Raw genomic sequence first — 15,977 nt, 5'->3', positions numbered from 1 at the left:
GCCGATTCGGCGTTCGCGGCCCGCTCGTGTGACAGGCTGGCAGGGTGACCATCGAGCCTGCCGCCCCCGGTGAGCCGCGCCGTCCGCACGGACCCCGCGACCCCGGGGACGCGTGGGTCGTGGCGCCGACGGGGGAGCGCTACTGGGGCCGGTTCGGGGCCGCGGGCCTGCTCGCGGTCGACGCGGAACGGGGCGTGCTGCTGCAGCATCGCGTCTCGTGGAGCCACTTCGGCGACACGTGGGCACTGCCCGGCGGCGCGCGCCACGAGGGCGAGTCGGCCGGCGACGGCGCGCTGCGCGAGGCCGCCGAGGAGGCCGGTGTGCCGGATGCCGCGGTGCAGCCCCGAGTGCTCAGCGTCTTCGATCTCGGCTACTGGAGCTACACCACCGTCGTGGGCGACGTGGTGGTGCCGTTCCAGCCCACCATCAGCGACCCCGAGAGCCGCGAGCTCGCCTGGGTGCCCATCGGCGAGGTCGCCCAGTACCCGTTGCACCCCGGGTTCGCGGCCTCGTGGGAGAACCTGCGCGGCCTGCTCAGCGTGCGGCCGGCGGTCATCGTCGACATCGCGAACGTCATGGGCTCTGTGCCCGACGGCTGGTGGCGCGACCGCCCGGGCGCGGCTTCCCGCCTGATCGCGCGGGTCGCCGACCTCGCCGCGCACGGTGTGCCGGCGTCCGCGTTGGAGATGGCCGAGCAGACCTGGTACCCGGAGTGGACCGCGGTCGTCGAGGGTCAGGCGCGCGGGGTGGACGCCGCCGCGGGCGTCGAGATGGTGCGGGCCGAGGCATCCGGTGACGACGCCATCGTCGCGTCGGCGCAGCGAGCCGTCGCCGCAGGTCGTGTCGTGACGGTGGTCACGAGCGACCGTGGGCTCGCCGAGCGGGTGAGGGATGCCGGAGCCGCCGTCCGCGGCGTACGCTGGCTGCTGGACCTGCTCGACGCCTGACGCGAGCCACGCGCTCGCCGCGCCGCGGCACCTGCGGTATCGCGGCCGGTCGCGAGGATGCGGTATCTCCGCGGCTGCTCGGAGGCTCTCACATGACGTCAGGGCCGGACGCCGGAGACGGGAGCGCTTCGGACCCTGCGTGGATGCACCATCGGCCCTGGCGCGGAGGACGGGACGTGCCATGGGCGGTGGCGGCAGCAGGAAGCCGAAGCCGGGAGTCGTCGGCGAGTGCGGTCGCGCGGCGCTCGCCGTGACCGTGGTGCTCCTGCTGTCCGGATGTGCGGCGGACGTCGCCGACTCGGGACCGGAACCGACCGCCGTGCCCTCCACGCAGCCGACGATCGGTGGCGGCGATGAGGGAGACGGGGAGGGGGAGCCCGGTGCCGAGCCCTCGGCCGAGCCCTCGGCCGAGCCCACGGAAGGCGGCGGCCAGGTCGGGCCCGGCCTGCCGACAGCGGGGCCGACGCCGGAGCCCGGAGCCTCGCCCGGATCCGACGCTGCGGTCGCGCGATTCCAGGAACGATGCGAGGCGGGCGTCGAGGAGTGGCGCGAGGGGAAGGTGGACTACCCCAGCGATCTCTCCGTGCCCGTGGACGGCGCGGTGAACTACAACGCCGCCCTCGACGTCCGTTCCGAGCCGCTGCCGGCCGACGAGGTCGTCGACGTCGGCGACGGGGCCGCGGTGAGCGAGGAAGTTCTGGTGAAGTGCACGGTCGCGGCCAGGCTGACCGCTGTAGGCGATGCGCTGAGCGTGGCGGAGGAGCCGACCGAGTCGGTCGGAGGATGGATCGTGCAGGAGTTCAGCCCGAAGGGAGTCGTCGAGTGGTCCTGGACGGTCACCGCTCTGGAGCCGGTCGACCAGCAGCTGCGTCTCGAGCTGCGACCCGCGATCGTCGTGGTAGACGCCGCGGGGGATCCGGGCTACGCCAGTCGCAACCTCGCGTCGTTCACGACCGATGTGACTGTCGAGGCCTCGCTGCTGCACCGCACCGCGTACTGGTTCGAGGTGAACTGGCCGCTCATCGTGATCATCGCGACCGCGGTCGGCGCAGGGACCCTCGCCGTCGTGACCTGGTGGCGCAAGATCCGGCCGCGACGCAAGGCCGGTGTGCGGACCGACGGGGGAGCGACATGATCTCCTCCAGCGACCTCCACGCTGGCCGAGCGGCCGTGGCCGACCGCCGCTGGGCGGACGCGCTGGAGTCGCTCGCGCGCGTCGACGCGCGCGACGGCCTCTCGGGATCCGATCTGCAGCTGCTCGCCACCGCCGCACTGCTGCGTGGTGAACCACGAACCTCGGACGACGCACTCGCCCGCGCCTACGCGGCGCACCTGAGCGATGAGGACACCGCCGGGGCCGCCCGGGCAGCGGGGTGGCTCGCCCTCAACCTGATCGAACAGGGCGACTTCACGAACAGCGTGCTGTGGGCTGCTCGCGCGATGCGGATCGTCGACGCGATGACCGCACCCGGTGCGCTCGCAGGCTTCGTACGTCTGGCGCCGGCCGTCGGTCAGCTCGGCAGCGGGAACGCCGCGGCGGCGGTGCACGCGTTCGAGGAGATCCTCGAACTCGCAGATCGTGAGGACGCCCCCGAGCTCGCCGCCTTCGCAGGGCTCGGCCTCGGCAAGTCGCTCATCGGGGCCGGGGCCGCAGCGGAGGGCCTCGCGCGCCTGGATCGTGCGATGGCCGCGGTCGCCGCAGGTGAGGTCGACCCGCTCCCGACGGGCGTGATCTCGTGCGCTGCCATCTCCGATGCTCTGCTGGCCTTCGACCTGGGCCGCGCACGTGCCTGGACGGCGGTGCTCGACCGGTGGTGCGGCGAGCAGCCCCAGCTGGTGGCATTCAGTGGCCAATGCCGCGCCCTCGACGCCGCGCTCCTCCTCGTGCGCGGGGCGTGGGCCGAGGCGGCCACCGCCGTGGAGCTCGCCCTGTCACGCTTTCGTGCGGGGGACTACCGGGCGGTCTGGGGCGCGCCGTATCAGCTCGCCGAGCTGTCCCGTCTCCGCGGCGCATTCCACTCGGCGGAGGAGTCCTACCGGCGGGCAGGGGAATCGGGATGGGAACCGCAGCCCGGCGCGTCCTTGCTGCATCTCGCGCTCGGACGCACCGCGCGCGCTCAGGAGGAGATCCGCCGAAGCGCGGCGGGCGTGGACCCTGTCACCCGCCGGCATCTGCTGCCCGCGCTCATCGAGATCGAAGTCGCCGCCGGCGATTGCGGAGCCGCCCGTCGCGCGCTCGAGGAGCTCCGCGATCCGCGCCGCGTGATCCTCACGCCGATGCTCGACGCCACCGTGGCGACCGCCGAGGCGCGGGTGCTGCTCAGCGAGGGGCGCGCCACAGACGCCGCGGACGCCGCGCGCAGAGCCGTACGCGCGTGGGGGGAGGTGGGTGCCCCGTACGAAGCCGCGCGCAGCCGCGTGCTCTCGGGGCGCGCGCTCGAGACTCTGGGCCAGGCCGCGGCCGCGCAGGCCGAATTCGAGGCGGCCCGCGCCGTGTTCCTGGCGCTCGGCGCCGCACCGGCCGTCGCCGAGCTCTCGCAGATGACGGGCGATCGCCGCACCGGTGTCCTCACACCGCGCGAGCTGGAGGTGCTGCGGCTGGTGTCCACCGGCCTGACGAACCGCGCCATCGGAACGAAGCTGTCGCTCAGCGAGAAGACCGTGGCGCGTCACCTGGCCAACATCTTCGGAAAGCTGGGCCTGTCGACGAGGGCCGCGGCGACGGCCTATGCCTACGAGAACGGCGTGGTGTGATCCCGTCGCCGCTGCGCGGGACCGGTCGCCTGCACAGAATGACCCATGCGGGCGGTGACCCGAAGATGGGCGTTTCGTCCGACGCGGCCTGCGGGGCGTGACACCTACGGTGGGGCCATGGACGTCCCGCTCATCGCCGGCACGGTCTCGACCGTGGCATTCGCGGTCAGCAATCTGCCGATGCTTGGCAAGGCGCTGCGCACGCGCGATGTCTCGTCGTACAGCGTGTCGAGCCTCGGGATGATCAACGCGGCGAACGTCGTGTACTCGCTGTACGTGTTCAGCCTGCCGATCGGTCCGATCTGGGCGCTGCACACGTTCTACCTGGTGTCGTGCGCCATCATGCTGGTGCTGTGCGCCGGACAGCGTCGTGCAGCCTCCCGCCGGAACCGCCGCGAGGACGCCGTCACTCCTCGCGGCCGCGCAGGCGGTCGATCTCGCGGCGCTCGCGCTTGGTCGGCCGACCCGCGCCGCGGTCGCGCTGCGCCATGATCGGCGTGGGATCGCGCGGGGGAGTGCGGTCCTCCATCGCCGTCGCGACCAGCGGGGCGCCGACGCGCTTGGAGATCGGCTGACGCACGACGAGCATGCGATCGAACCCGTCGATCCGCACCCGTACTTCGTCTCCGGGCTTGACTCCCTGCGCGGCCTTCGCCCGCTCGCCGTTCACCCGCACATGGCCTGCTCGGCAGGCCGTCGTCGCGGCGGAGCGGGTCTTGTAGATCCGGATCGCCCACAGCCAGGCGTCCACGCGCACGGGCTTGCCCGGGGTCGCAGCATCCATCAGGGAATCACCGCCGGCGTCGGCGCCGTCTGCCGCGCCCGCACGCTCACCAGCACGCCCGCCGCGATGAGCCCCTGGCCGAGGCAGTAGGTGAGCATGACGAGCGGGCTCGTCCAGTCGGGCATGGCATCGGGGGTGAACAGGCGGAACGCCAGCACCGAGTCCGACGTGAGGAAGAACACGCCGCCCCACACGATGAGCGGACGGCAGCGCGACGCGGCGAAGGCGGTGCCGCCGAGCACCAGTCCGTAGATCGCCACGGCGACGGCGAGCCCGCCGAGGTGCGGCCACAGCACGGCGAGCAGCACCACCCACCACACGGCATAGACGGCGGCCCAGAGCGGGACGCGGCGCACGGCGAGCTTCCGCCAGAAGAGCCAGATGTAGCAGAGGTGCGCGAGGCCGAAGAAGAGCAGCATCATCGGCACCGTCGGCAGCCATCGGACGAACGTGCCGGCCCCGTCGCCGAGCCACGAGAGCACGATGGCGACGATGAGCAGGGTGTGGGTGGGCGTCCAGCGGGCGCCCCACGCGCCCCACACGACCGCAAGGCCGAGAAGCGGCATCAGGGCGAGCTTGGTGGGCGCGGCGACGGCGTCGGAGCCCACCGCGAGCGCCGCGACGTGCACGATCGACACCGCGATGTACGGCACGAACCCGATCCAGAGCCGACGCATGATCCTCCTCGATACGCAGGGCAACCATAATCGTCGCATGACCGATGTGCTGGCCCGGATGGGCCTCGTCGTCGTCGTGCTCGAGGTCGATCGGGTGCGTCGGGAGCCGACGCCGGTGCACTGACGTCTCGGGCTCACCCCGCGAGGTCGAGCGACACGATCGCGAGGTGCGGCTTCGGCCGTGCCACCTCGCGGAAGCCGGCAGCTTTGAACGTCGACAGCACACCATGGAACATGTCGTTGACGGGGATCTTCTTGCCTGCATCGAGGTCGAGCGGATAAGCCTCGATCACCCGCGCTCCGCTTGCACGCGCGTAGTCGATCGCCGCGTCGAGCAGCTTCGCGTTGAGGCCCTGGTTGCGGTGGTCCTTGCGCACGACGAAGCAGCTCACCGACCACACCGAGTCATCGTCCCAGGGCTCCTGCGACGCATCTGTGAAGTTGCGCGTGCGGCCGATCCGCACCTGCGTCGCGCGCGGCCCGATCCGCACCCAGCCAGCCGCTTCGCCGTCGACGTACGCGATGAGAGCGGGAGGGGGACCCGCCTCGATCTCGTCGCGCAGCAGAGACTCGCGCTGCGCCTGCGACGCCTTCTGCCACTCGGCGTTCGTGATCATCCACCACTGGCACTGGCAGCTGTGCCCGTCACCTCCGCCGCTCAGGGCGTGCTGCGCGTCGTCGAAGCGATCTGCGGTGGCCGGCTCGATGGTGATGTTCGCCATGTCGCGACGCTAATGCGCGCCACCGACACCGGCAAGCGATCGGCGGATGCCACGCCCGGGTGCGCCTCGGTTCGCGAGGCGTCCGCGCAGCGGGTAGGATGGGGGAGTTGTCCGCGCGCGAGCGGGGCCAACGGGATGTGGCGCAGCTTGGTAGCGCACTTGACTGGGGGTCAAGGGGTCGCAGGTTCAAATCCTGTCATCCCGACGGTTCAGAAAAATCCCCGGTGAGATGGTAATAATCTCACCGGGGATTTGTCGTTTCGTGCCGCGACTGCGGCTTTCGGTGCGCATGAACTCGAGACGACCCGAGTCAGTCGGGGATCAAGAAGGCGGATCGGCTTCCGCGCTCGGTGTTGAGATCAATCGCATGAACACCTCGAGCAGCGGCAGGACGTCGTGACCGGGGTCCATGAGCGCTTGGATGCGGAGACCGTCGATCATCGCCGCCAGCATCGTGACCTTGTCGTCGGCGCTGATCTCTTCGCCGTCCTCGTCGGTGCCGAAGCGTCGGCTCGACAGGTGCGAGCGCATCCGCTCGCGTCGCGCGACGAAGAACTCGTGAGCGGGATGCTCCGGATTCGTCGCGGCGACGGTGATCGCCAGCCAGTTGCGCCCCTGCTCGGGGTGCGAGAACTCGTTCCTGAGGACGGCGGACAGCACCTGCTCGGACGGCACCCGTGATTCCATGATGTGTCGGGCGAAGTCTTCGTCGTCGGCGTCGCGCTGGGCGAGGGCTGCGACAAGGAGTTCTCCCTTGTCGGCGAAGTGACGCAGCAGCGCGGCGTGCGTGACGTCGGCGCGGGCGGCGATGTCGCGGAGTGATGCCCGCTCGTAGCCGTGCTCGGCGATGCTCGCGAGCGCAGCGCGCACGATCTGGGCTCGCCGCGCGGGGGTCGTCGCGTAAGGCCCTCGCCTGCGAGGATGTGCGCTCTCAACCGCCGTTGCCGAGGCATCCATGCCGTTCATCTCCACCCTCCTGAGTCTTTCATCCCTCTGGCCGGCTTGCTAATCGTAACCAGCATGGTTACTCTTCAGGAAAGATAACCATGTCGGTTACATTTGGCGGGCCTCGGCTTGCTCGCGATCACGCGCGGCAGCGGGATCGGATCACACGATGAAGGAGTCACGGTGACCAACAACCTCACGGAGCGGGACGAGGCGACTGCGCTCAGCGGAGCCGGGTCAGAGCCCCAGCAGCCGATGAGCCGCAGCTACATCTTCTGGCTCATGCTCGCCAGCTTCGGCGCATCGATGGCGATGATGGTGCCGCTGTCGTACGGCATCGCGGTGCGTATCACCGAGCTCGCTCCAGGCCACGAAGAGGTGCTGGGTTACATCACGGGCTCGGCGCAGCTCGTCTACCTTATCGTGAGCCCGCTGATCGGCATCTGGAGCGACCGCACGCGCTCGCGGTTCGGGCGCCGCACCCCGTTCCTCTACCTCGGCACGGCGATCGGCCTGGTGGGTCTCGTGGTGATCGGACTCGCGCCGAGCCTGCTGATCGTCGGCGCCGGCTGGGTCCTCGGAATGACCGGATGGTCGATCGCGGGCGCGGCACTGCAGACGCTGCAGGCCGACAAGCTTCCCGAGGCCCAGCGCGGGAAGGTCTCGGCGCTCACCGGCCTCATGACCCAGATCGCTCCGGTGCTCGGCATCGGCGTCGCCTACGCGGTGTCGTCGAGCACGCTGCTGATCTTCGTCGTTCCCGGTGCGATCGGCGCGCTGCTGCTGGCGCTGTTCCCCCTCATCAAGCCGGAGGGCAGCTCGAAGGATCTTCCTCAGGGGGACCACGTCACGGTGAAGTCCGTGGTGACCAGCTACGGCTTCAACGTGCGCAAGTACCCCGACTTCGCCTGGAACTGGCTCGGCCGCTTCGTGTTCTTCGTCGGCCTGTACTTCAACACGACGTTCGGCACCTTCTTCTACGCCCAGCGCCTCGACCTGCCCGTGCGCGAGGTGGCCGGAATCGTCGCCACCGTCGGCATGATCGGCGTGCTCGCCGCCGCCGCGGGCGCCATCGTCGGCGGCTTCCTCTCCGACAAGCTCCAGCGCCGTCGCCTGTTCGTGATGATCGCCGCGCTGCTGTTCGTGGTCGGCGCGATCGCCGAGGCGACCGCGTGGTCGCTTCCGCAGATCATCATCGGCGCGGTCCTCATGCAGCTGGCCATCGCGGTGTTCGCGACGGTCGACCAGGCGATCGTCTACGCGATCATCCCCGAGCGCGATCAGGCAGGCCGCTACATGGCCGTGATCCAGTTCGCGCAGAAGATCCCCAGCGCCGTCGCGCCGCTCATCGCGGGCGTCGTGATCACGATCGGAGCGGTCGGTGACGTGAAGAACTACACCCTGCTCTATCTCACGGGTGCCGTCTTCGCCCTCATCGGCGGGCTCATCATCCTGCTCAAGGTCAAGTCGGTCCGCTGATCCACCCGGCCCGAGAGAGAATCCTCATGTCGCGCAACGCCCCCTTCGCCCTGTCCGTCGACAGCGGCGGCGATGAATTCGTCGTCACCGGCGATCGCCCTCGTCTGTCATTCGCGAGCGACGGCTCCGACCTGCACATCGTCGAGGCGACGATCGACGGTGGTCCCGTCGTCATGGCCGAGGTTCGCGGGCACCGATTCATCGAGTGGCCCTTCGCCGCGCTCCGCAGCGGCACCCGCGTGCAGTGGAGAGTTCGGCAGGCGGCGCCCGATGCCTCGTGGTCGCAGCCGGCGGCCTTCGAGGCGGGGCTGCTCGACGCCGACTGGACGGCCGAGTGGATCTCGCCGGTCGAGGCGGACGATCCGGGCTACGGAGAACGACCCGCCCACGTGCTCAGTGCGACGTTCGCCCTCCCCGCGGGGATCGCATCGGCGCGCCTGTACGCGACCGCGCTCGGCGTCTACACGGCGACGGTGAACGGATCGCGGGTGGGCAGCGACGAGCTCGCGCCCGGGTCGACGTCGTACGACCGGACGCTCTATGCCCAGGCGCACGACGTCACGGCCCTCCTCGAAGCAGGGGCGAATCGCATCGACATCGAACTCTCGGACGGCTGGTACCGCGGACAGGTCGGCGCCTTCCGGCTGCCGGCAGGCTGGGGGACCACGCTCGGTGTGCGGGCGGAGCTGCGCGTGGGGCTCGCCGACGGCACCACGCAGGTGATCGTCACCGACGGCACCTGGACGAGCGCGCCGTCGACCACGACCCGGGCCGACCTCATGGGAGGTCAGACGGTCGACTTCGCCGCGACGCCCGAGGCCCCGACCGCGGTGCGCGTGGGCGCCGTCGTCGATGCGCCATCGATCGCGTGGTCGCCGGCGCCGCCCGTGCGCGTGCTCGAATCTCGCGCCCCGGTCGCGGTGACCCAGGTCGCTGACGGCGTCACCGTGATCGACTTCGGCCAGAACGCGTCGGGCTGGGTGCGTCTCACCGATCTGGGTGCTCCGGGCACGCGCACGGTGATCGAATACGGCGAGTACGTGGATGCCTCGGGCGACCTGTCGACGGCTCACCTCGACTCCGAGCGGCCTGAGGGTCGCAAGGTCTTCGTGCAGCGCGATGAGGTCGTCGCCGGCGCTGCGGGCGACGTGTTCGAGCCACGCCACACGGTGCACGGGTTCAGGTACGCCCGCGTCTCGCGTGCGGACGAACCGGTGGACGCGGCATCCATCACCATGCAGATCGTGCACAGCGACCTGAAGCGCACCGGCACGTTCGAGAGCAGCGACGACGACCTCAACCGCCTGCACGAGATCGCCGAGTGGAGCTTCCGCGGGAACGCCGTCGATGTGCCCACCGACTGCCCGACGCGCGAGCGTCTCGCGTGGACCGGCGACTACCAGGTTTTCGCGCCGACGGCGACGCGTCTGTACGACGTGCTCGGATTCACGCGCAAGTGGCTGCAGTCGGTGCGCGACGACCAGCTCGACGACGGACGCATCGCGAACTTCTCGCCCGACGGACGCCGGATCAAGCACCATCTCGACGATCAGTTCGCCATGATGACCGGGTCTTCGGGCTGGGGCGATGCCATCGTCGCCGTGCCGTGGGAGATGTATCTCGCGTACGGCGACCGCGCGGTTCTCGAGGAGAACTACGACGCCATGGCGCGCTGGGTGGAGTGGGCGCTCGAGAAGGCGCGCACCACGCGCCACCACGGCCGTGCTCAGGCATCCCCTGAGCCGGAGCCGTTCGAGCAGTATCTGTGGGACGGCACGTTCCACTGGGGTGAGTGGACCGAGCCGCGGGAGCGGGATGTCGACGGCAACCGGATCGACCCCATCAAGCACAACCCGATGGCGTGGTTCATGGCCGACAAGGGCGAGGTCGGCACCGCCTACCTGCACCGGTCGACTGCGACGGTCGCACGGATCGCCGAGATCCTGGGATACGAGGCGGATGCCGCGCGCTACACCGAGACCGCCGAGCGGGTCGCCGACGCGTGGCGCCAGGCCTACCTGAACAGCGACGGCACCACGGTCACCGACACCCAGGCGGCGTACGTGCGCGCGCTGTCGTTCGGCTTGATCCCTGCCGACCGTTGCGCTGCCTCACTCGACCGGCTCGTCGAGCTCATCCAGGACGCAGGAACTCACCTCGGCACCGGGTTCCTCGCGACGGGCGACCTGCTCCCGGTGCTCGCAGACGCCGGGCGCGCCGATGTCGCCTATGCGCTGCTCGCCCAGCGCACCGCACCGTCCTGGCTGTACATGGTCGACCGCGGTGCGACCACGATCTGGGAGGACTGGGAGGGCATCGACGAGAACGGCGACGCCCATGAGTCGCTCAACCACTACAGTAAGGGCGCCGTGATCCGGTTCCTCCACACCCACACGCTCGGACTCCGGCAGGATGCCGGCTCGATCGCGTGGGAGAAGATCACGATCGCTCCACTGCCTGCACCGGGCATGACCTGGGCGCGCGGAACCCACACCGGACCGCAGGGCGAGATCGCCGTCGAGTGGCACATCGAAGGCGACAGCATCCGCATCGTCGCCGACATCCCCGCCGGAACCGCCGCGCGCATCGTCTTCCCGGACGGGACCGTCCATGCCGCCGGGCCGGGCCGTTTCGACCAGACCGCCGGATTCCCGGCATCCACCCTCGCCGTCGCCACCCGGTGACGCGCATCCGACGCATCGACGCGAAAGAGAGAACGACATGACCAGCTTCCCCGACGGCTTCCTGTGGGGTGCGGCGACTGCCGGCCACCAGATCGAGGGCAACAACGTCAACAGCGACTGGTGGGCGCGCGAGCAGATGATGCCGGGCATGGAGCTGTCGGGCGACGCCGTCGACAGCTACCACCGCTACCGCGAAGACATCCAGCTGCTCGCCGATGCCGGCCTCACCTCCTACCGGTTCAGCCTCGAGTGGTCGCGCATCGAACCCGTACGCGGGCACTTCTCGAAGGCCGAGCTCGCGCACTACCGCCGGATGATCGAGTTCTGCCTCGAGCGGGGCGTGACGCCGGTCGTGACGCTGCAGCACTTCACGACGCCTCAGTGGTTCGCTGCCCTCGGCGGGTGGGACGGCCCCGACGCACAGGAACTGTTCTGCGCTTTCGTCGAGCAGGCCTGCACCATCCTCGACGGAGTCGAGTGGGTCGTCACGATGAACGAGCCCAACATGCAGGCCGCGATCATGACCGCCATGCGCCACCTCGCCGCCTCGGGTGGCGAATGGACGAGCCCCACCGTCGAAGCCGAGGGCGACGACGAGAAGAAGCAGACGCACAGCGAGTTCCTCACCTACGCCGACCCCGAGATCGGCCGACTGTTCACGCGCATCCACCACGCTGCCCGTTCGATCGTGCGCGAGCGCACCGGCGCGAAGGTCGGCTGGACGATCGCCGCCGGCGCGCTCACGGCAGCCCCGGGCGGGGAGGAGAAGCTCCTCCAGATCCGCTACGGCAAGGAGGACGTGTACTGGGAGGGCAGCCGTGGCGACGACTTCGTCGGCGTCCAGGCCTACAGCTCGCAGCAGGTCGACGCCAACGGACTGGTGCCTCACCCGCCGCACCCCGACAACACGCTCGTCGGCACGGCCTTCCGGCCCGACTCGCTCGCGATGGCCGTCCGTCACGCATGGGAGGTCAGCGAGCACACGCCGATCCTCATCACCGAGAACGGGATCGCCACGGCCGACGACACCCAGCGCATCCGCTACACCGACGAGGCGCTCCGGGGCCTGCTCGGCACGATCGACGACGGAATCGACGTGCGCGGGTACCTGCACTGGTCGCTGCTCGACAACTTCGAGTGGGGCCACTGGGAGCCGACCTTCGGCCTCATCGCCGTCGACCGTGACACCTTCGCGCGCACGGCGAAGCCCAGCCTCGGCTGGCTCGGCGAGGTGGCGCAGCGCAACGCGCTGTCGCGAGAGGGCTGACCGTTGAAGATCTCGGGTAAGACGTTCGTCGTCACCGGCGCCGGCAACGGCATCGGCCGCGAGGTGACGCTTCAGCTCCTCGCCGCCGGCGCTTCGGTTGCCGGCATCGACCTCAACGACGCCGGCCTTCAGAAGACCGCGGAGCTCGCCGATGCCGGTTCCCGGTTCACTGCGCACGTCGTGAACATCACTGACAGGGATGCCGTGGAGGCGCTGCCGGCGCAGGTCACGGCGTCCCACGGCCCCGCCGATGGCGTGATCAATGTCGCGGGCGTGATCCAGAAGTTCGTGAAGGTCGCGGATCTGCCGTATGCGGAGATCGAGAAGGTCATGAACGTGAACTTCTGGGGCACGATGAACATGGTCAAGGCGTTCCTGCCGGTTCTGACCTCGCGTCCCGAAGCTGCTCTGGTGAATGTCGCGAGCATGGGCGCCTATGCCCCGGTTCCCGGTCAGGCGGTCTACGGCGCATCCAAAGCGGCGGTGAAGGTGCTCACCGAGGCGCTCTACGCCGAGCTCCTCGACACATCCGTCGCTGTGACGGTGATCTTCCCGGGCGCAATCGGCACCGACATCGCCGCCAACTCGGGCGTCGCGCTGTCCGACGGGTCGCAGGACGCACCCGCGTACAAGACGACACCGCCTTCTGTGGCGGCAGCGACGATCGTCGACGCGATGGTCAAGGGCAAGTACCGCGCGACGATCGGGAGCGACGCCTCCGCGATGGACAAGCTGTCGCGTCTCAGCCCTCGGCGTGCCACCACGCTCATCGCCAAGCAGATGGGCGCCCTGCTCAACTGACGCTGCGGGCGCTGACGTCCTCTTCGTCAGCGCCCGCCTTCGAACACCCAGACGAAACCGCTGAACTCAGCACGCAAAGGAGCACCCATGTCATTCCCGTTCGCCGATGTCTCGGACCGCCCGCTTTCGGACCTTCTCTCACTCGGGGGACGCCGTGCCGTCGTCACCGGCGCCGCGCAGGGCCTCGGCAAGGCCATCGCCTCGCGCCTGGCCGAAGCAGGCGCTGACCTTCTGCTGATCGATCTCAACGCCGACGCCGCGGAGGCTGCGGCCGCGGAGCTGTCGGAGCGGTACGGCGTCCGAGTCGTGAGCACGCGCGCCGACGTCGCCGACGCGGCGTCGGTTGCCGCGGCGGCCGACCTCGCCGTCGCCGAACTCGGCGGCATCGATATCTGGGTCAACAACGCCGGGATCTTCCCGAACGCGCCCGTGACGATGATGCCCGACGAGATGTGGGATGCGACCTTCGCCGTCAACGCTCGTGGCGTCTTCCTCGGGGCCCGCGAGGCCGCGCGCCGGATGTCGGCGGACGGGTCGGGCGGGGTCATCGTGAACATCGTCTCGACCGCCGGCGTCCAGGTGGCGTTCCCGGGAATGGCCGCCTACGTCGGCTCGAAGCACGCGGCCCTCGGCATGACCAAATCGCTCGCGGTCGACCTCGCCCCGCTCGGCATCCGCGTGCTCGGTGTAGCCCCCAGTTTCGTGCCGACCGAGGGCAACCTCGCCGCCGCAAAGGCCGGGGCCGAGGCCGCCGCCGCGGCCGGGATCGAGATGCCCCCGCTCGACGTCATGGCCAAGAGCATGATCGGCCGTATGGGAACCCCTGACGACATCGCCCGCGTCGTGCTCTTCGCCGCGAGCGACCTCTCGATGATCATGACCGGAAGCACGCTGATGGCTGACGCCGGCGAGACGCTCTGATCCACATGCCTGCCACGGACCGGCCGCTGCGCGCGATCCAGCAGATCCAGATCGGCCGAGTGACCTCCACCGAGAGCCAGGCGCGCGCTACGCTCGCGCGCCTGGCTTCGGCGGGGTTCGAGGGGATCGAGCTCAACGGCTTCATGACCCGCCCGACACCGCTGTTCGTGCGCGCGCTTACGAAGGTCGCGGGCATGCCGGTAGGCCGCGGCGGGCGGCTCGACTGGCCGCAACTTGTCGCGGAGTCGGGGCTGTCGGTCGTCGCGCTGCACGAAGACCTCGGCACGATCGAACGCGAACCCGCCGCCGTTGTCGCGCGGGCCGCCGAGTTCGGCACGCGCACCATCGTGGTGACCGGCATGTACCGGTTCGACTATGGCGACGAGAGCGCGGTGGTGCAGCTGGCGCAGCGCCTGAACGCCGCCGGTCAGGTTCTCGCCGCCGCGGGCATGCGCCTGCTCTATCACAATCACACCGCCGAGTTCCGGCGCGTGAGTCCATCGCGAACCGCGTTCGACGTGCTGATCGAACTGACCGATCCGGATGCTGTCGGGTTCGAACTTGACTGCTTCTGGGCGGCCACGGCGGGGGCCGATCCGCTCGCGCTGCTGGACGCGCTCGGCGAGCGCGTGCGTCTGCTCCATCTCACCGACCGCGGTTCGCGCGTCACGGGTCCGACGATGACCCCCATCGTGAAGGTCGACAGCGTCGAGCTCGGCGCGGGAAACCTGTCGGTCGACGCGATCGTCGGCCGTGCAGCATCCCTGCGCATGGATGCTGTCGTCGTCGAGACCCACAAGAACTGGATCGACGGGTCGCCGCTGCGCAGCGCCGAGGTGAGCGCCCAGGTGCTGCGGCGGCTGCTGCCTTAGACATATCCGGCGAACCCGATCCGGGTTCGCACGGCCTCGAACGGAAGGAAGCAACGATGCTCAGATGGGGGATCATCGGCACCGGAGACATCTCGGAGAAGCTGGTGGCCGACCTCACCGCGCTCCCAGACGCGACCGTCACTGCGGTGTGGGGGAGGTCGCCCGACCGAGCCGATCACTTCGCTCGAGCCCACGGCATCCCGTTCTCGACGGTGTCACTCGACGAACTCCTCGCCCGGGTCGACGTCGACGTGGTCTACATCGCCACGCCGGCGCAGACGCACGCCGAAATCGCCGTCACGGCGCTCGCGGCCGGCAAGCACGTGCTCATCGAGAAGCCGATCGCCACGAGTGCCCAGGACGCCGAGCGCGTGTACTCGGCGGCGAGGGCGGCGGGGCGTTTCGCGATGGAGGCCATGTGGATGCGGTTCAATCCGCTCCACGTCGAGGTGATCGACCGCGTCCGTGACGGTCTCCTCGGCGAAGCCCACAGCGTCCGGGCGAGCTTCGGCACGCCGTTCCAGGCGCGGGGCCGCGTCCTCACTCCCGCACAGGGCGGCAGCATCCTGCGAGACCGCGGCATCTACCCGGTCACCCTCGCGCACTGGTTCCTCGGCGAGCCGACCTCGCTCGCGGCATCCGGTGTCTTCGAGGACGGCACCGACGTCGACGGGCACGCCACGCTCGAATACGACCGGGCCTTCGCGCAGCTCGCGTGGTCGGGCATCCGCTTCCTCGATCTCACGGCGACCGTCACGGGAGAGCGGGGGTGGATCACCATCGATCCGATGTTCTGGGCCGGATCCCGCGCCCGCGTGCACGCGGGATCGGTGGAGCGGATCTTCGGCGGCCCTGAAGTCATCGAGCATCCCCGGCAGGGGAACGGCTACGGGCCGATGCTCGCCGCGGTCACCGATGCGATCGGGCGCGGGAGCCTCGAGCACCCGTGGCACACGCATTCGGATTCGCTCGCGATCACTCGCACGCTCGATGCGGTCCTCGCGGGAATGTCGACCGCGCGTGGCACTGCGACGTAGCCGAACACGCGCGCCGCTTTGCTGCTGTTCGTGACGATTCGGTTCTATTCGGCCGTCGATCCGCCGACTTAGCATTGCGGTCGTCTC

Annotated in this window: 16 protein-coding genes and 1 tRNA gene; 13 read left to right on the top strand and 4 right to left on the bottom strand. The window is 69.9% G+C overall.

Annotated features, from left to right (window positions below; genetic code table 11):
- Positions 1 to 44: 44 nt before the first annotated feature.
- From AC3A46_RS05495 to AC3A46_RS05480, 4 genes are all read left to right on the top strand, one after another.
- Positions 45 to 947: an NUDIX domain-containing protein gene (locus tag AC3A46_RS05495; RefSeq protein ID WP_487664189.1), complete on the top strand. Its 903-nt coding sequence runs from the start codon at positions 45 to 47 to the stop codon at positions 945 to 947.
- 250 nt (positions 948 to 1,197) lie between these two features.
- The gene (locus AC3A46_RS05490) at positions 1,198 to 2,082 is read left to right on the top strand and encodes a hypothetical protein (RefSeq protein ID WP_487664188.1); all 885 of its coding nucleotides are present in this window, start codon (positions 1,198 to 1,200) and stop codon (positions 2,080 to 2,082) included.
- Positions 2,079 to 3,701: a LuxR C-terminal-related transcriptional regulator gene (locus AC3A46_RS05485; protein ID WP_487664187.1), complete on the top strand. Its 1,623-nt coding sequence runs from the start codon at positions 2,079 to 2,081 to the stop codon at positions 3,699 to 3,701. Before AC3A46_RS05490 ends, AC3A46_RS05485 begins: the two co-directional genes overlap by 4 nt.
- 117 nt (positions 3,702 to 3,818) lie before the next feature.
- Positions 3,819 to 4,193, top strand: coding sequence for a hypothetical protein (locus tag AC3A46_RS05480; protein WP_487664186.1), 375 nt, complete (start codon positions 3,819 to 3,821; stop codon positions 4,191 to 4,193).
- Here AC3A46_RS05480 and AC3A46_RS05475 read toward each other — a convergent pair.
- A complete protein-coding gene (locus tag AC3A46_RS05475) occupies positions 4,108 to 4,485 on the bottom strand; it encodes an RNA-binding S4 domain-containing protein (RefSeq protein ID WP_487664185.1) in 378 nt (125 codons plus the stop codon). The two genes, AC3A46_RS05480 and AC3A46_RS05475, sit on opposite strands and share 86 nt — an antisense overlap.
- Positions 4,485 to 5,162, bottom strand: a complete 678-nt coding sequence (locus tag AC3A46_RS05470) for a lysoplasmalogenase (protein ID WP_487664184.1) — start codon at positions 5,160 to 5,162, stop codon at positions 4,485 to 4,487. The genes AC3A46_RS05475 and AC3A46_RS05470 overlap by 1 nt, the downstream gene beginning before the upstream one ends.
- On the opposite strand from AC3A46_RS05470, the gene AC3A46_RS05465 reads away from it, so the two are divergent.
- Positions 5,161 to 5,286 (top strand): hypothetical protein, encoded by a 126-nt coding sequence (locus tag AC3A46_RS05465; RefSeq protein WP_487664183.1) that lies wholly within the window; start codon positions 5,161 to 5,163, stop codon positions 5,284 to 5,286. The two genes, AC3A46_RS05470 and AC3A46_RS05465, sit on opposite strands and share 2 nt — an antisense overlap.
- A 10-nt stretch (positions 5,287 to 5,296) precedes the next feature.
- On the opposite strand, the gene AC3A46_RS05460 is transcribed toward AC3A46_RS05465, so the two are convergent.
- Entirely contained in the window at positions 5,297 to 5,884 is a 588-nt protein-coding gene (locus AC3A46_RS05460; RefSeq protein WP_487664182.1) for a GNAT family N-acetyltransferase, read from the bottom strand.
- 131 nt (positions 5,885 to 6,015) lie between these two features.
- Between AC3A46_RS05460 and AC3A46_RS05455 the strand changes: the two genes are divergently transcribed.
- Positions 6,016 to 6,089, top strand: a tRNA-Pro gene (locus AC3A46_RS05455).
- Between the two features lie 116 nt (positions 6,090 to 6,205).
- Here the strand turns inward: AC3A46_RS05455 and AC3A46_RS05450 are convergent.
- Positions 6,206 to 6,754, bottom strand: coding sequence for a TetR/AcrR family transcriptional regulator (locus AC3A46_RS05450; RefSeq protein WP_487664181.1), 549 nt, complete (start codon positions 6,752 to 6,754; stop codon positions 6,206 to 6,208).
- A gap of 258 nt (positions 6,755 to 7,012) precedes the next feature.
- On the opposite strand from AC3A46_RS05450, the gene AC3A46_RS05445 reads away from it, so the two are divergent.
- The 7 genes from AC3A46_RS05445 (at position 7,013) to AC3A46_RS05415 (ending at position 15,890) form a co-directional block, all read left to right on the top strand.
- On the top strand, positions 7,013 to 8,308 hold the full coding sequence (locus AC3A46_RS05445) for an MFS transporter (protein WP_487664180.1): 1,296 nt from the start codon (positions 7,013 to 7,015) through the stop codon (positions 8,306 to 8,308).
- A 26-nt stretch (positions 8,309 to 8,334) separates the two neighbouring features.
- Positions 8,335 to 10,992, top strand: coding sequence for a family 78 glycoside hydrolase catalytic domain (locus tag AC3A46_RS05440; RefSeq protein ID WP_487664179.1), 2,658 nt, complete (start codon positions 8,335 to 8,337; stop codon positions 10,990 to 10,992).
- A 37-nt stretch (positions 10,993 to 11,029) separates the two neighbouring features.
- Positions 11,030 to 12,259, top strand: coding sequence for a glycoside hydrolase family 1 protein (locus AC3A46_RS05435; RefSeq protein WP_487664178.1), 1,230 nt, complete (start codon positions 11,030 to 11,032; stop codon positions 12,257 to 12,259).
- A gap of 3 nt (positions 12,260 to 12,262) precedes the next feature.
- On the top strand, positions 12,263 to 13,060 hold the full coding sequence (locus AC3A46_RS05430) for an SDR family NAD(P)-dependent oxidoreductase (RefSeq protein ID WP_487664177.1): 798 nt from the start codon (positions 12,263 to 12,265) through the stop codon (positions 13,058 to 13,060).
- An 87-nt stretch (positions 13,061 to 13,147) separates the two neighbouring features.
- Positions 13,148 to 13,981: an SDR family NAD(P)-dependent oxidoreductase gene (locus tag AC3A46_RS05425; protein WP_487664176.1), complete on the top strand. Its 834-nt coding sequence runs from the start codon at positions 13,148 to 13,150 to the stop codon at positions 13,979 to 13,981.
- Between the two features lie 5 nt (positions 13,982 to 13,986).
- Positions 13,987 to 14,853, top strand: a complete 867-nt coding sequence (locus tag AC3A46_RS05420; protein ID WP_487664175.1) for a sugar phosphate isomerase/epimerase family protein — start codon at positions 13,987 to 13,989, stop codon at positions 14,851 to 14,853.
- A gap of 56 nt (positions 14,854 to 14,909) precedes the next feature.
- Positions 14,910 to 15,890: a Gfo/Idh/MocA family protein gene (locus tag AC3A46_RS05415; RefSeq protein WP_487664174.1), complete on the top strand. Its 981-nt coding sequence runs from the start codon at positions 14,910 to 14,912 to the stop codon at positions 15,888 to 15,890.
- The last annotated feature ends 87 nt before the right edge of the window (positions 15,891 to 15,977 follow it).

This window comes from Microbacterium sp. Soil_C_42 (genome assembly GCF_057656735.1).
The sequence above is the reverse complement of the archived record's forward strand: the minus strand, read 5'-3'. Positions and strand labels throughout refer to the sequence as shown.

What these genes read in the sequence shown, in the direction of transcription:
- AC3A46_RS05460 (WP_487664182.1), bottom strand. Translation starts at nt 5,884, where the DNA reads ATGGCGAACATCACCATCGAGCCGGCCACCGCAGATCGCTTCGACGAC.
- AC3A46_RS05485 (WP_487664187.1), top strand. Translation starts at nt 2,079, where the DNA reads ATGATCTCCTCCAGCGACCTCCACGCTGGCCGAGCGGCCGTGGCCGAC.
- AC3A46_RS05435 (WP_487664178.1), top strand. Translation starts at nt 11,030, where the DNA reads ATGACCAGCTTCCCCGACGGCTTCCTGTGGGGTGCGGCGACTGCCGGC.
- AC3A46_RS05475 (WP_487664185.1), bottom strand. Translation starts at nt 4,485, where the DNA reads ATGGATGCTGCGACCCCGGGCAAGCCCGTGCGCGTGGACGCCTGGCTG.
- AC3A46_RS05420 (WP_487664175.1), top strand. Translation starts at nt 13,987, where the DNA reads ATGCCTGCCACGGACCGGCCGCTGCGCGCGATCCAGCAGATCCAGATC.
- AC3A46_RS05480 (WP_487664186.1), top strand. Translation starts at nt 3,819, where the DNA reads ATGGACGTCCCGCTCATCGCCGGCACGGTCTCGACCGTGGCATTCGCG.
- AC3A46_RS05415 (WP_487664174.1), top strand. Translation starts at nt 14,910, where the DNA reads ATGCTCAGATGGGGGATCATCGGCACCGGAGACATCTCGGAGAAGCTG.
- AC3A46_RS05470 (WP_487664184.1), bottom strand. Translation starts at nt 5,162, where the DNA reads ATGCGTCGGCTCTGGATCGGGTTCGTGCCGTACATCGCGGTGTCGATC.
- AC3A46_RS05425 (WP_487664176.1), top strand. Translation starts at nt 13,148, where the DNA reads ATGTCATTCCCGTTCGCCGATGTCTCGGACCGCCCGCTTTCGGACCTT.
- AC3A46_RS05440 (WP_487664179.1), top strand. Translation starts at nt 8,335, where the DNA reads ATGTCGCGCAACGCCCCCTTCGCCCTGTCCGTCGACAGCGGCGGCGAT.
- AC3A46_RS05465 (WP_487664183.1), top strand. Translation starts at nt 5,161, where the DNA reads ATGATCCTCCTCGATACGCAGGGCAACCATAATCGTCGCATGACCGAT.